This window comes from Amycolatopsis sp. NPDC059657 (assembly GCF_042734395.1).
GTDB lineage: Bacteria > Actinomycetota > Actinomycetes > Mycobacteriales > Pseudonocardiaceae > Amycolatopsis.
In genome coordinates this window covers 1-13,573 of the sequence record NZ_JBHWEB010000008.1, presented here as the reverse complement: position 1 = coordinate 13,573, position 13,573 = coordinate 1, and the positions used below count along the sequence as shown (strand labels likewise).

The window sequence follows — 13,573 nt, the reverse complement described above, 5'->3', positions numbered from 1 at the left end:
AAAATTCTACCTCCTCCCGGCCTCACCCGCCCGAGGGCTGGGGCGGCACCGCCCCCCCGCTGTGTCCCCGGGGTTGGTTGGTGGCAGGCCGTTTTATACCGGCCGTACCACTCACGACCTGAGGCGGGCCGCGATGCCGTCGAGGATGGTGTCGAGGCCGAACGCCAGCGCGTGCTCGGGGTTCTCGGCCGCGTTGAACTCGGCGCCGACCGCGCCGCCGACCCTGGCCGACAGCGCGAGGTCCTCGCCTGCCATGACCTGCTCGAGCACCGGCGCGACGACACGCCACCATTCGGCGTCGGACATCCCGGAGTCGGTTCGGGTTCGCGTAGTGCTGCGGTGGACGCGGGCGGTGCTCTCGACGTGGGTGAGCACGAGCGTCAGCGCGGCGTCCATCTCGACGTCGGACAGGCCGATGCCGTCGAGTGGCCGTAGCTCGGTTTCGTATTTGCGGCTGATGTTCGGGCCGAGTGCCAGCCGGGTCGACCGGGCGTCGAGCAGCCACGGATGCCGCTCGTAGAGCGCCCAATTCCGCGAGGCCACGTATTTCATCGCCGCGCGCCAGTCGGCCGCCTCGACGTCGCCGTCATAGAGCTCGCCGATGACGGAGTCGACCATGAGCGCGGTGAGGTCTTCCTTGCCTGGCACGTGGCCGTAGAGGGACATCGCGCCGACGCCGAGGTGGTCGGCGACCTTGCGCATCGAGACGGCTTCGAGCCCGTCTGCGTCCGCGATCTCGATGCCGGCGCCGACGATCGCGGACACGGTGAGGCCGGAGCGTCCCGGTGCGGGGTGATGGCCCCAGAGCAGGTAGACGCTGCGTGCCAGATCGGGTGCCGGGGAACGCCGGGTCATGGGTCTCCTTGCGGTTTTCGTACGGCGTACCGTAGCCTTCGTACGTCGTACGGTACAGCGTACCAAACTAGGAGGACGAATGTCCGACGAGATCACCGTGCCCCTGCTGCCCTGCCGGTCGATCGACGAGATCGTCGAGTTCTACGAGATGCTCGGCTTCACCACGACCTACCGCCAGGTCCGCCCCAACCCCTGCGTCGGACTGCGGCGCGAGGACCTCCAGCTGCAGTTCTTCACCATGCCGGGCTTCAAGCCGGAGGACTCCTACGGCAGCTGCGTGGTTGTGGTGCCCGACACCGGCGAGCTGTTCGAAGCCTTCGCGGCAGGCATGCGCGCGGCGCACGGCAAGCTGCTCGTCTCCGGCATCCCCCGGATGACCAGGCCACGCAAGCGGAAGAACGCGGGCAACCTCTCCGGCTTCACGGTCATCGATCCCGGCGGGAACTGGATCAGGATCTTCGCGGCGAAGGCCGAACCCGCCGACAGCGAACCGGCACCGAACCGTCTCGCGGCCTCCCTGCGCAGCGCCGTGGTCGTTGGCGACTCGCACGGCAGCCACGAGCGGGCCGCTCACATGCTCGACAACGCGCTGAGCCGCTATGCGGGCGCGGCGCCCGCCGATCTGGTGGAAGCCTTGGCCTACCGGGCCGAACTCGCGGTCCGGGTCGGGGATCCCGCAGGCGCACGCGAGTTCTTGGCGAGCGCGGGCGAGGTCTCGCTCACCGACGCCGAACGGGCCAGGCTCGGCGACACCCTCGCCGGCCTGCGTGACCTCGCCGCCACGCTCTAGCAGCGTGTCGCGGCCGTCCCACGCCGCGCACGCGTGCGAGACTGCGCGGCGATGTACACCCCCTCCGATCTCGCCGACCTGCTGGAATGCGAGCACCGCAGCCTTTTGAAGCAGGCTTTCGCTGCCGGACTGCCGGGCGCGCCCCGTCCTGGCAGCGGGGCCGATCAGCTCGCGGTCAAGCACGGACGGGCGCACGAGGTCGCCACGCTGACGCGGCTGCGGGGTGAGAAGAGCGTCGTCGTCGAGATCGACGAACGAGACCCCGTCGTCGCCGCGCGGGAGACCGCCGAAGCGCTCAGTGCCGGGGCTCCCGTGGTCTACCAGGCCGTTTTCCACGACGGCGACTTCTCGGGCCGGGCCGATTTCCTCATGCGGGACGACGAGGGCCGCTACGAGGTCTACGACACCAAGCTCGCCAGGCACGCGAAGCCCGCCGCGGTCGTGCAACTCGCCGCGTACGCCGACGCGCTGCGGCGCGCGGGCTGGCCCGCCGGACCCGAAATGCACCTGCTGCTCGGCGACGGGAGCACGAGGTCGCTGCGGGTGGACGACTTCCTGCCGCTGCTCGACCGGCTGAGCGCGCGGCTGCGCGGGCGTGAGGCGAAGCTGCCCGAGCAGTTGTGGGCGGCCGAGCGGCCCGCGTGTTCCGGATGCTCGTTCGCCGATCATTGCTCGAGCGCGCGGGAGGCGGACCGGGATCTTTCGCTGGTCGCGGGCATGCGCGGGGACCAGCGGCGCAAGCTGGTCGCCGCCGGGCTCGGGTCGATCGACGCGCTCGCCGCCGCGAAGCCGGAGGACCGGCCGCGCGATCTGTCGGTCACCTCGTTCACCACGCTGCGGGCACAGGCCTCGATCCAGGTCAAGCAGGACGAGACCGGCGAGATCGCCTACGAGATCATCGAACCCGAGGCGCTCGCGACGTTGCCGCCGCCGCAGCCCGGAGACGTCTTCTTCGACATGGAAGGCGATCCGTACGCGCTGGCCGGGCAGGGACTGGAGTACTTGTTCGGCGCCGTCACCGCGGACGGGATGCAGCGGTTCACCCCGTTCTGGGCGCACACCCGCGCGCAGGAGAAGCGGGCGTTCGAGGAGTTCATCGACTTCACGGTCGCGCGGCTGGCCGCTCATCCGGGCTCGCACGTCTATCACTACGCGCCGTACGAGGTCACGGCCGTCAAACGGCTCGCCGCCGTGCACGGCACGCGCGAAGAAGTCGTCGACCAGTTGCTGCGCAGCGGGGCAATGGTCGATCTGTATGCCGTGGTGCGTAAGGCTTTGCGGGTCTCGCAGCGGTCCTATTCGATCAAGTACCTCGAGCCGCTCTATATGCCGGGCGCGCGTGACGGTGACGTGAAGACCGCCGTGTCGAGTATCGAGGCTTACGAGGAGTACCTGACGCTTTCGCACAGCGGCGAGAGTGAGCGCGCGGACGAGGTGCTGCGCGGGATCAGCGACTACAACGAGTACGACTGTGTCTCCACGCTGCGGCTGTTCGAGTTCCTGCACAAGGTGCGCGCCGAAGCCGGGATCGAGCTGATCGAGCCGGAGCCGACGGACGTCATCGACGACGACGTCAACGCCGACCGGCGAGCCGAACGGGCGGCGCGGCTGGCCGCCCTGGTCGATCCGCTGCTCGACGGACTGCCGGACGACCCCGCCGCGTTCTCCGCCGACGAGCACGCCCGCGCGCTGCTCGCCGCGTCCGTCGGCTATCACCGGCGCGAGACGAACCCTGCCTGGTGGGAGTACTTCCGGCAGCTCGCCGCGCCACTGGGTGACCTGGAGGTCGACACGACCTGCGCGGTGCCCGTCTCCGTGCGGTCGGACGCGTGGGTGCAGCCGAGCGGGCGGACCAAGCTCGCCAAGCGGACGCTGGTGCTCGCCTGCGACCCGGACCGGCCGCATCCCTTCTCCCCCGGCGACGCGGTCCGCCTGCGCTACGGCACCGACGCGCGTGACGCGAAGGTCATCGCCTCGTCCGCCGTCGAGCTGACGCTGGAGGAGAGCTGCCCGCCGGAGGCCACCTCGTTCGACCGCCCGATGGCGGTGCTGCCCGGCAGCCCGGTCCGGCCTTCGCCCAAGGACGACGCGGTCGCCGAACTCGCCAGGCTGGCCGTCGACGAGTTGCCGGTTCTCCCGCGCCACGCCGGGATCGATCTGCTCAAGCGGACGCCGCCTCGTCTGCGCGGCGAGCGGCCCGAAGCCGGTGAGGACCTGGTGCGGACGGTGATCGAGACCGTCGACGCGCTCGATGGTTCCGTGCTCGCCGTGCAGGGTCCGCCTGGTGCGGGCAAGACCTATCTCGCGGGACGGCTCATCGCGCATCTGGTCCGCGCGGGCAAGACCGTCGCGGTCACGTCGACCAGCCACAAGGCCGTGGAGAACGTGCTCTCCGCTGCGTTGAAGACCGCGCCGGATCTGCCGTGTGCCAAGCGGCCCAAGAAGACGCCGGACCCCGCCGCGAAGTGGGACCAGCCGAAGACCAACCCGACGCTGGTCAAATGGCGTCAGGAGCACGACGCCGGGCATCTGGTCGGCGGGACCGCGTGGACGTTCGCCAACACCGCGATCCGTGACGAGCCGTTCGACCTGCTGATCATCGACGAGGCTGGCCAGTTCGCGCTGGCCGACGCGCTCGCGGTTTCCTTGTGCGCCAAGAACCTTCTGCTGCTGGGCGACCCGCAGCAGCTCCCGCAGGTGGTGCAGGGCACGCACCCGGCTGGCGCGGAGGCGTCGGCGCTGGGGCACCTGATCGGCGAGGCCGACATCATCCCGCCGGAGCTCGGCTACTTCCTCGACGAGACGCGACGGATGCATCCCGCGGTCTGCGAGCCGGTCTCGCGGCTGTCCTACGCGGGACGGCTGCGCGCGCACCCGTCGGCGGCCGAGCGCGCGGTCAGCGGCGTGGAGGCCGGGCTCTATCTGTCCGAAGTGGACCATCACGGCAACACCACCCGCTCGCCGGAGGAAGCCGACGAGGTCGTGCGCATCGTCGCGAACCTGCACGGCCGGACCTGGACCGACCACGGGACCCAGCGGCCGCTCGACGACGGCGACTTCCTCGTGGTCGCGCCGTACAACCTGCAGGCGCGAGTGGTGACCAACGCGCTGGCGCAGGCCGGTTTCCCCGGTGTGCGGGTCGGCACGGTCGACCGGTTCCAGGGCCAGGAGGCGCCGGTGGTGATCGCCACCATGACCTCGTCCTCGGCCGTGGACCTGCCGCGCGGGCTGGACTTCCTGCTCTCCCGCAACCGGCTCAACGTCGCGCTGTCGCGCGCGCAGGCGCTCGCGATCATGGTCTGCTCGCCCCGGCTGGTCGAGGCGGACATCCGCACGGTCGACCAGATGCGGCTGGTGTCCGGCATGATCGGGTTGATGACCGAGGCCAGGCTATGGTCGTGGTGAGGACCCGAGGGACGGAGCAGCTGATGAGCGGGACGAACGACCCGAACGTGGTCGACGCCGAAGTCGTCGAGGAGACCACGGCCCCGACCCTGCCCGCGACGGTCGAGCCGGTGCTGCCCGAAGCCGACTACAGCGAGGGCGGCGTGCCGAGCTTCGACTACGTGCGCGACAAGATCGAGAACCGCCACGCGACGTCGGTCGGCGCGGGCGAGGTCGCCGGGCTGGGCACCGAGCACACCATGGCCTCGCTGGACGAGAAGATCGCCAAGAACAAAGAGGCGGCCAAGGACAAGCTGGCCGAGATCCGCCGTTCCATGGGCAAGGACTCGTGAGTGGTATGACCGGTTAGAACCGGCCATACCACTCACGACCCCACTACAAGGTCAGGCGATAGACCCCGGCCTGCTCGGTGCCGGCGAACAGGTACCGGCCGTCACCGCTGATCGCCAGCGAGAGCACGCTGCGGTCGGGCACCGGCGCTGGCAGCTGCGCCCAGGTGCGGCCGAGGTCGATGCTGCGCAATACCCCTTCCCCGGTCGTGCTGGCCGCGTACCAGACACGCGGGTCGAGCGGGTGCGCCACGATCCGGCTGATCTCGTGCGGGCTCCCGCCGTCGCGGACCCGCCGGAACGAGCGGCCGTTGTTCTCGCTGAGCAGCAGGCCGGCGCCGCCGACCAGTACGCGGCCGCCCCATGCGCTCACCGTGATGGTCCTGACCGGCTCGTCGGACACGTGCGTCCAGGTCTTGCCGCCGTCGTCCGATCGGGACAGGCCGGTGTCGTCGCCGCCCCAGATCCGGTTGCGGTTCCAGGGATCCCCTGCCAGCGCGAGGAAGCCGCCGCCGGGGATCTTCTCCCAGGTTTTCCCGGCGTCGGACGTCCGGTAGAGCACGTAGCCGTTGGGCGTGAACGCCGAAACCAGGACCCGGTCCGGATCGGCGGGGTTGGCCAGGATCGCGCGCGGTGAGCCTTCCATCGGCTTGCCGACGAGCTGCCAGGTGCGGCCGCCGTCACCGCTGCGCAGGACGTCGAGCGAGAAGCCGTTGCGGGTGACCTGCCAGACGACGTCCGGGCGGCTCGGCGAGACGGAAAGCTTGGCGTCCTCGTGCAGGCGATCGCTGGGATGTGACTGCCAGACCCGGGTCGACGGGGTGACCTTTCCTTGCGGCAGCGGGGAATTGTAGATCTCCTGTACCCCGGCGGCGACCAGGCTCTGCTTCCAGAACGGCCCGGCCGCGACGAGATCGCGGATCGACTCACCGGGCACGCCGAGTTGCTGGTAGCCGTTCTTGCCCGCGTCGGCGTACACGCCACGGTAGACGGCGGAGATCATCGTCGTGGCCGGTTTTCCAGGCAGCTCCACGATGTCGGTGACGCCTTCGCCGGCCGCGGGCACCGGCTTGCGGGTCCACGTCCGGCCGCCGTCGGCGCTGACATCCAGGTCCTGGTAGGTGCTGATGTACAAACGGCCGCCCGCGAAATGCGGCTCACGCAACGGCTCGCCGCCGGGGTCGCGGCGCAACGTCGTCCAGGTGCGGCCGAAGTCGGTGCTGCCACGCAGTTCCGCGCCGACGGTGACCACCAGCCGGCGGCCGTCGGACGCGACCTGGCCGACCTCGTCGTTGGTCCGGTAGACCAGCTCGGCCTTCGGTTCGGCGCTGGTGACACCGCGGATCACCCAGAGCGCGTACTCCGGGTAGACGGTCGTGAAGTAGGCGTCGTCGCCGACCAGCACCAGCTTCTGGCTGCCGACGGGGGCCGCGATTCCTTCGCGCGGCCAGGTCCTCGGGACGTCGTTCCAGGTCGTGCCGCCGTCGGGGCTGACACTCATGCTGTCGAGATTCGACACCACGATCGTGCGCCCTGTCGGGTCGGTGGCCAGCTGGAACGCGCCGTCGGGGTACCACTCGCGCAGTGTCTGCCAGTGCTCGCCGCGGTCGTCGGTCGACAGCAGCATGCCGCGCCATTCACCCTCGTAGCCGACGGGCCTGTTGCCGATGGCCAGCATCCGGTTCCCGTTGACGGGATCGGCGAAGAAACCCTGGATCAGGGTGTCCTGCGGCAGGCCGCGGCGCACTCGCCACGAGGCGCCACGGTCGTCGGAGAGCCATAGCGCGGGCGGTCCTGGTTGCATCATGGCGAGTTGGGACCCGGAGGCGGCCAGCAGGCCGCCGATGCTGTTGGGCCCGGCCGCTTCCCAGGCGCCGCGCGGGCGTGCGGTGGCTTCGGGGTCGGCGATGGCCGCGGTCGTGGTCCCGGTGGTACCGAGCACGGCGAGCAGCCCGAGCACGAGCAGGCGTCGGGTGGACGATCTCAGCTTCATGCGGATGATCTTGGCGTCGGCGCCACAGTCCGGATAGGACCATTCATCCGATCTTTACTGCTCTGTTTGCCAGGAAAGAACTTTACCCGAGTTTCGCTGGCCAGGCGGCATTTTTGCGCTCTCGCGGGGTTTTCGGCGTGCCTAGGGTCGCGTGGTGACGACCGCTGCGAAGCGCACGGGCAAGCAAGCCCCGCCGATGCCCGAACGCAGTGCGTTCGGCTGCCTGATGGGCTGTTTCATGGCTTTCATGTCGATGATCGGGCCCGCCATGCTCTGGGTCGGTTTGCGCGGTGACACCCCTGAGGATCAGCGCCCGATCATCTTGGCCATGGGTGCCGGGTTCACGATCATCACCGCCGCGCTGGTCATCGCCAACCTCCGTCAGGACGCCAAGGCCCGCGCCCAGCACCGCCGTCTCGACGAGGCCGGCGTCCGGGTCTTGGCCGAAGTCCGGTCGTCCAGACGAATCTGGATCAACGAGTACCCCGAGCCCGCCGACGAACTCATGCTGCTCGTCAGCCACGACGGCGTGCCGCCGTTCGAAACGCGCTACGTCAGCGAGGAACCCGACCGGTACCCGGAGGGTTCCCGGATCCCACTCGATGTGGATCCGGGAACCCTGCTGTTCCGCGTTGTCGATCAGGGGTGATCACGGGGCAGCAGCCAGTGCCAGCCCGTCGTCCAGCCCAGGAACTGCTTCGGGCACGTGCCGCCGTCGACCACCCGCGCCAGTCCTTCGACCGCCGGAGCCAGCCGCGGGACGGCCGACGCCCGTTCCGCCAGCCTGGCGACGCATTCCCGCTGCGTGGCGACGTCGGCGAAGCTCAGGTAGAAGATCGCCTGCCGCCACGCGTATGCCGCGTTCTTCACCACGTGCAGCGCCGCGTGCCCATGCGGGATCGGCATGGCCATCCGCCGCACCAGCCAGTCGAACGAGCGGTCGGCCAAACCCGGTCCCAGCTCACGGAGCCTGGGTGCCAAGCCCAGCGCGTCGACGAGCTGCGCGAGGTTGTGCGTGGTCAGGATCTGGCTCTGCTCCAGCACCATCCCGTTCCCCGCGACCCCGGAGCCACGCTTGCCCGCCTCGACAGCGCGCTTCTGGCACAGCTCGGCGAAATCGGCGGCCGTCGGCTTGCCCCACCGCCGCACGAGACGCCGCGCCTCCCAGTTTGTGGGCAGGTCGTAGTACCGCGCGTACAACGTCCCGGCCATGACACGGCCGCTGATCTCGGCCGACGCCTGCCACTTGCGGGTGAACGTGCCCATGAAGATGTCGGCCGCGACCTCCTCCACCAGCGGCACCTTCAGCCCGGCCTGGACGGCCAGCGCACCCAGCTCCCGGACCAGCGGGTTCGGCAGGATCGTCTGCGGGAACGCGTCGAGCGCCAGCAACGTCGCCCGCCGCAGCACCACCCCGGCCTGCCGCGAGGCGTCGGCCTGTCCCGCGCGCAGCGGGGCGAGCGCGGCGATCCACGGCAGCTCCTCCAGCCGGACCTGGTGTTCCAGGTTCAGCAGCAACAGGCTCCGGCGACGCCGGAAAGCGGCGTAGGCCTGGGTGAACAACGCCGCCAGCTCCGGCTCGGCGATGTTCGCCGCGAGTGCCCGTGAGGACAACTGCGGCAGCACCTTCGCCAGCACCTCACCTGAGCTGATCACGCCACGCTCGACCAGCGTCTCCACCGGCGCTTCCAGCGCGCGACCGAGCTTCGCCAGCAGCCCCGGCGGCATCGGCACACCCTCGGCCGCGTCCCCGGCGAGCGGGTCGAGCTCGGTGAGCCCGCCGTCGGCCGGGTAGCGGTCGAGCCGCCCGGCGAGCACGCGCGCCAGCTCCGCGTGCGTCGGCTTGGCCGCGACCACCGCCTGCGCGCTGCGCAGCGCCGCACGCGCCTCGGAACCCGGGGCACCGTGCTTGGTGATCGTGTTCGCCAACGCACGCCGAACCCAGCCGACATCACGCGCCGACAGCACATCGCTGCTCTCCAGCGCACGGCGGAGGCGTTCGAAGTTGCTCTTGGCGTTGCGCGGTGACAGTCCGGCGGCCGCGTGATCCAGCAGCCACCGGGCACGACGCTCCGCCCAGCCGTCGGGCGTGTTCCGGCACGGCCAGCCGCCGACGACACGGTCGCCGTCCAGCGTCGGCAGTTCACCTTCGACCGTCTCGCACCACAGCTCGACAAGCCTGTCGTACAAGGGGTTCCAGACGCGCAAGGTCGTCAGCATGGCCTCGATCGGCGCCGCGACCGTCTTCGCGCGCAGGCCCTCCTGCACCGCGCCGACCGTCGACAGCCGGACAAGGTCGCCCGCGGGCTTCGGGTGCGGCTGGAACCGCGGCGTGAACCGCAGGCGGTGCAGCAGCGGCCAGAGCTCGGTCACCAGATCGAGCGCCTGCTCGTGGTACCCGCGGTCGATCAGCCAGGCGACGACCGGCAACGCGGCCTCCTCCGGCACGTCGATCCGGTAGGACTCGCTCCGCAGCGCGGCGAGCAGCTCGGCGCGGCCCTCGTCGCTGAGGAAGTGGCGGTTGACGCTCTCGCGGTCGCCGCCCCAGCGCAGTTCCTCCGCCGTCGGCGCCGCCTCGGCGAGGTAGCGGCCGGTCGCGAAACCGCCGTGCGCGACTTCGAGTGTCACCCACGCGGGAGTGTCGGCGACGGGAGTCCGCGAGCCGACTTCGAGCGTTCCCTCGGCCATGCCGTCGATGACCGCACGCCAGCGGTCCGCCTTCCCACGCGCACGGTCCCGCGCGGCACGGTCGCCCGCCGAAACGGCCTGCTTCAGCGCGCGCTCCAGCTGCGCGACGGCGTATCCCGGCGATGCTCGAAGGTGCTCCTCCATGACGGATTTCTCTTTCCTCGGTTACGAAACAGACCTGGGGGCGAGGTTCGAACTCGCGCCCTCCCGGGTAGGAGCCGGGTGCTCTTTCCACTGAGCTACCCCAGGATGGACATGGAGGCGGGAGTCGAACCCGCGCCCTCCCGGATTACAGCCGGGTGCTCTGCCGCTGAGCCACTCCATGTCGTCGAAAGTGGACACTAGCGGCGGAAATCCAGTCGTGCAGCCGCTTTTCCGGGTGCTAGCTTCGCGCGATGCCCGCACTGAAGTTCCCCGAGCCTGCGCTCACCGATGGTGTCGTCACGCTGCGCCCGTGGCGCGAATCCGACCTGGCGCGGCGGTTCGAGGCCTTCTCCGACCCCGTGTGCCTGCGTTTCTCATGGCCGCTCACCGAAACGCCGACTGTCGACCATGTACGCGATCGCTTCGCCGCACAGGAAGAGGCGCGGCTCGATGGTGACGAGCTGCCACTGGCCATCGTCGACGCGGAAGATCGCCTGTGCGGTGGCTGCTCGCTCTATGACGTCACGCCGGGCGAGGCACGGGCGGCGGTGGGCTACTGGGTCACCGCCGGCGCGCGTGGCCGTGGCGTCGCGACCCGGACGACGCGGCTGCTCGCGGGCTGGGCGTTCGAGCATCTCGGCGTCGAGCGTCTCGAGCTGGTCTGCGAACCCGCCAACGTCGCCTCCCAGCGGGTGGCCGAACGCTGTGGGTTCGTCCGCGAGGGCGTTCTGCGCTCGCACATCCCGTTCCAAGGCGGACGTCGTGACTCGATGATCTTCAGCCTGTTGCCTGGCGAGCTCTTGACCTCCACCGCGCTGGAGGTTCCATAGTGGCCGGGTGACCGAATTCGATCTTGACGAGTTCCTGGCCCGCCCACTCATCGCGCGGGTGGCCACGAACGGGCCGACCGTGCGGCCGACCTGGTACCTCTGGGAAGACGGAGCCTTCTGGATCCTCACCGGCCCCTGGGCTCGCCTGACCTCGAAGGTCCGCTCTGACCCCGCGGTGGCCTTGGTCGTCGACGAGGGTGACATCGCCACCGGCCTGATCCGCCAGGTCATCGCCCGCGGCAAGGCAGAGGAGCTGCCGTTCGACGTGCCCCGCGGCCGCAGGCTTCTGGTCCGCTACCTGGGCACGGACGAGTCGCGCTGGGACCGCCGGTTCAGCTCCTACCTGCACGATGACCCGGTCGAGAAGGGCACCGTCTGGCTGCGCGTGCGTCCGGAGACCGTCGCGGCGAAGGACATCAGCTACACCGTGTGACGCGGCACCCGAGGCGTAGTGGTACGACTATTCACATGGTGAGCAAGATAGACGCGGTACGTGACGTCGAGGCGCTGCGAGAACTGATCCACGGTGGTGCCGAGGCGGAGTACCTGCTCTTCTACGGCCACCGGCCCCCTTACGGCGGCATTGTCAACGGAACCTGCCTGAGCCAGTGGTGGCACGCGCCGTTCGTCGCGGGCGACGGCCACCGCTATCCCACCGCCGAGCACTACATGATGGCGGGCAAGGCGGAGCTCTTCGGCGACTTCGAGACCGCGGCCAAGATCCGCGAGGAACCCGAGCCCAAGGCCGCGAAGATCCTCGGCCGCTCGGTCGCGGACTTCGACCCGGCGGTCTGGGCCGCGCACCGCTTCGACATCGTCGTCGACGGCAACCTCGGCAAGTTCCGCCATCACGCCGACCTGCGCGAGTTCCTGCTCGGCACCGGTGACCAGGTGCTGGTCGAGGCGTCGAAGAAGGACGTCATCTGGGGCAGCGGGCTCGCGCGTGAGGACAAGAACGCGGACAACCCCGACTACTGGCGTGGCTCGAACCTGCTCGGGTTCGCACTGATGGAGGTCCGCGACCAGTTGCGGGTCGGCTGAGGTCGCGGCTCAATCGAACCCTTGGTCTGGACATCCCCGGGGGTCGCCGTGAGAAGGTGCACGTTCGAGTGACGGCGTAGTCACAGGAGGTGCGCGCGCATGGTTCTCGGTCAGGACGAAGCGGAGAGGGCACTGGCCGCCGCGAAGGCGGAATCCGAGCAGAAGACCCAAGTCCGGCGGGCCGCGGCGGCGAGCGCCATCGGCACGACCATCGAGTGGTACGACTTCTTCCTGTACAACACGGCGGCGGCGCTGGTCTTCCCGCACGTGTTCTTTCCGAGCTCCAGCACCTACGCGGGGGTCATGCAGTCGTTCGCGACCTACGCGGTCGGGTTCGCGGCACGGCCCGTCGGCGCGGCCATCTTCGGCCATTGGGGTGACCGGATCGGGCGGAAGACGACACTGATCGTCACGTTGCTCCTGATGGGCATCTCCTCCGGCATCGTCGGCATTTTGCCGGGCACCGCGCAGATCGGCGTCGCCGCGCCGCTGATCCTGGTGCTGCTGCGGTTGTTGCAGGGCATCGCGATCGGCGGCGAGTGGAGTGGCTCGGTGCTGCTCGCGATGGAGTGGGGCGATCAACGCAAACGCGGGATGCTCGGCGCGTTCGCGCAGGTCGGTGTGCCTGTGGGGCTCGTGCTCGGCACCGGCGGCATGACGTTGCTGTCCGCGCTCGTCTCGGATGACGCGTTCGTCTCGTGGGGCTGGCGTATCCCGTTCCTGGCGAGCCTGCTGTTGGTCGGCGTCGGGCTGGTGATCCGTCTGCGCATTCTCGAAACGCCGATGTTCGCCTCGGTGGTGGCCGAGAAACGCGCCTCCCGCAACCCGGTCGGTGACGTGATCAAGCGGCACTGGCGCGAGATCCTGCTGTCGGCCGGCCTGCGGTTCAGCGAGCAGATGCCGTTCTACCTGTTCACCAGCTACGTGCTCGTGTACGTGGTGGCGGCGCACCATTTCAGCAAGACGTTCGTGCTCAACGCGGTACTCGTCGGCGCGGCGCTGGAATTGGTCATGATCCCGTATTTCGCCAGGCTTTCCGACCAGATCGGGCGTAAACGGGTCTATCTCATGGGTGCCATCGGGATCGGGGTGATCGCGTTCCCGTACTTCTGGCTGCTCACCAACGGCAACAAGCTGGTGATCTTCCTGGCGATCGTGCTCGCGATGGTGCCGCACTCGATGCAGTACGGCCCGCAGGCGTCATTGATCGGCGAGAGTTTCCCGACGCATTTGCGGTACGGCGGCGCCGGCCTCGGCTACCAGCTCGCGTCGGTGTTCGCGGGTGGTCCGGCGCCTTTGCTGGCGGCGTGGCTGTTCCACACGACCGCGACGCCGTACTCGATCTCGGTCTACATGGTGGTGGCCGCGGCTGTGACAGTCCTTTGTGTACTGCTGATCCCCGACCGGTCACGCGCCGACATCACCGACGACAGCGTCTACTTGCGCGCCAAGTAAAAAGGGGTCGTGAGTGGTATGGCCGGTTAGAACCGGCCATACC

General features: G+C 69.5%; 11 protein-coding genes and 2 tRNA genes. 8 read left to right on the top strand and 5 right to left on the bottom strand.

Translation table 11 applies throughout. From position 1 onward, the window contains the following. Positions 1-111: 111 nt before the first annotated feature. A complete protein-coding gene (locus ACFV15_RS06540) occupies positions 112-855 on the bottom strand; it encodes a TetR/AcrR family transcriptional regulator (RefSeq protein WP_378349130.1) in 744 nt (247 codons plus the stop codon). Between the two features lie 79 nt (positions 856-934). On the opposite strand from ACFV15_RS06540, the gene ACFV15_RS06535 reads away from it, so the two are divergent. From ACFV15_RS06535 to ACFV15_RS06525, 3 genes are read left to right on the top strand one after another with little or no spacing between them, the layout of a single operon-like run. Next, positions 935-1,645, top strand: coding sequence for a hypothetical protein (locus ACFV15_RS06535; RefSeq protein ID WP_378349129.1), 711 nt, complete (start codon positions 935-937; stop codon positions 1,643-1,645). A 51-nt stretch (positions 1,646-1,696) separates the two neighbouring features. Next, positions 1,697-5,050: a TM0106 family RecB-like putative nuclease gene (locus ACFV15_RS06530; RefSeq protein ID WP_378349128.1), complete on the top strand. Its 3,354-nt coding sequence runs from the start codon at positions 1,697-1,699 to the stop codon at positions 5,048-5,050. 23 nt (positions 5,051-5,073) lie between these two features. After that, positions 5,074-5,382: a hypothetical protein gene (locus ACFV15_RS06525; protein ID WP_378349127.1), complete on the top strand. Its 309-nt coding sequence runs from the start codon at positions 5,074-5,076 to the stop codon at positions 5,380-5,382. Between the two features lie 43 nt (positions 5,383-5,425). Here the strand turns inward: ACFV15_RS06525 and ACFV15_RS06520 are convergent, their stop codons facing one another. Further along, positions 5,426-7,372: a peptidase S8/S53 subtilisin kexin sedolisin gene (locus tag ACFV15_RS06520; protein ID WP_378349125.1), complete on the bottom strand. Its 1,947-nt coding sequence runs from the start codon at positions 7,370-7,372 to the stop codon at positions 5,426-5,428. 154 nt (positions 7,373-7,526) lie between these two features. On the opposite strand from ACFV15_RS06520, the gene ACFV15_RS06515 reads away from it, so the two are divergent. Next, positions 7,527-8,021: a hypothetical protein gene (locus tag ACFV15_RS06515; protein ID WP_378349124.1), complete on the top strand. Its 495-nt coding sequence runs from the start codon at positions 7,527-7,529 to the stop codon at positions 8,019-8,021. On the opposite strand, the gene ACFV15_RS06510 is transcribed toward ACFV15_RS06515, so the two are convergent. The 3 genes from ACFV15_RS06510 to ACFV15_RS06500 form a co-directional block, all read right to left on the bottom strand. Continuing rightward, complete coding sequence (locus ACFV15_RS06510) at positions 8,012-10,204, bottom strand: hypothetical protein (RefSeq protein WP_378349123.1); 2,193 nt, start codon at positions 10,202-10,204, stop codon at positions 8,012-8,014. The genes ACFV15_RS06515 and ACFV15_RS06510 overlap by 10 nt on opposite strands. A 32-nt stretch (positions 10,205-10,236) precedes the next feature. Continuing rightward, positions 10,237-10,309: transfer RNA gene (locus ACFV15_RS06505), tRNA-Arg, on the bottom strand. A gap of 1 nt (position 10,310) precedes the next feature. Next, positions 10,311-10,385, bottom strand: a tRNA-Tyr gene (locus tag ACFV15_RS06500). A gap of 70 nt (positions 10,386-10,455) precedes the next feature. Here ACFV15_RS06500 and ACFV15_RS06495 point away from each other — a divergent pair. The 4 genes from ACFV15_RS06495 (at position 10,456) to ACFV15_RS06480 (ending at position 13,530) form a co-directional block, all read left to right on the top strand. Beyond that, the gene (locus tag ACFV15_RS06495; RefSeq protein WP_378349122.1) at positions 10,456-11,034 is read left to right on the top strand and encodes a GNAT family N-acetyltransferase; all 579 of its coding nucleotides are present in this window, start codon (positions 10,456-10,458) and stop codon (positions 11,032-11,034) included. Positions 11,035-11,041: 7 nt separating this feature from the next. After that, a complete protein-coding gene (locus tag ACFV15_RS06490; protein WP_378349121.1) occupies positions 11,042-11,467 on the top strand; it encodes a pyridoxamine 5'-phosphate oxidase family protein in 426 nt (141 codons plus the stop codon). A gap of 38 nt (positions 11,468-11,505) precedes the next feature. Then, entirely contained in the window at positions 11,506-12,075 is a 570-nt protein-coding gene (locus ACFV15_RS06485; protein ID WP_378349120.1) for an NADAR family protein, read from the top strand. 99 nt (positions 12,076-12,174) lie between these two features. Further along, positions 12,175-13,530, top strand: a complete 1,356-nt coding sequence (locus ACFV15_RS06480; protein ID WP_378349119.1) for an MFS transporter — start codon at positions 12,175-12,177, stop codon at positions 13,528-13,530. The last annotated feature ends 43 nt before the right edge of the window (positions 13,531-13,573 follow it).

What these genes read in the sequence shown, in the direction of transcription:
- ACFV15_RS06540 (WP_378349130.1), bottom strand. Translation starts at nt 855, where the DNA reads ATGACCCGGCGTTCCCCGGCACCCGATCTGGCACGCAGCGTCTACCTG.
- ACFV15_RS06535 (WP_378349129.1), top strand. Translation starts at nt 935, where the DNA reads ATGTCCGACGAGATCACCGTGCCCCTGCTGCCCTGCCGGTCGATCGAC.
- ACFV15_RS06530 (WP_378349128.1), top strand. Translation starts at nt 1,697, where the DNA reads ATGTACACCCCCTCCGATCTCGCCGACCTGCTGGAATGCGAGCACCGC.
- ACFV15_RS06525 (WP_378349127.1), top strand. Translation starts at nt 5,074, where the DNA reads ATGAGCGGGACGAACGACCCGAACGTGGTCGACGCCGAAGTCGTCGAG.
- ACFV15_RS06520 (WP_378349125.1), bottom strand. Translation starts at nt 7,372, where the DNA reads ATGAAGCTGAGATCGTCCACCCGACGCCTGCTCGTGCTCGGGCTGCTC.
- ACFV15_RS06510 (WP_378349123.1), bottom strand. Translation starts at nt 10,204, where the DNA reads ATGGAGGAGCACCTTCGAGCATCGCCGGGATACGCCGTCGCGCAGCTG.
- ACFV15_RS06495 (WP_378349122.1), top strand. Translation starts at nt 10,456, where the DNA reads ATGCCCGCACTGAAGTTCCCCGAGCCTGCGCTCACCGATGGTGTCGTC.
- ACFV15_RS06480 (WP_378349119.1), top strand. Translation starts at nt 12,175, where the DNA reads ATGGTTCTCGGTCAGGACGAAGCGGAGAGGGCACTGGCCGCCGCGAAG.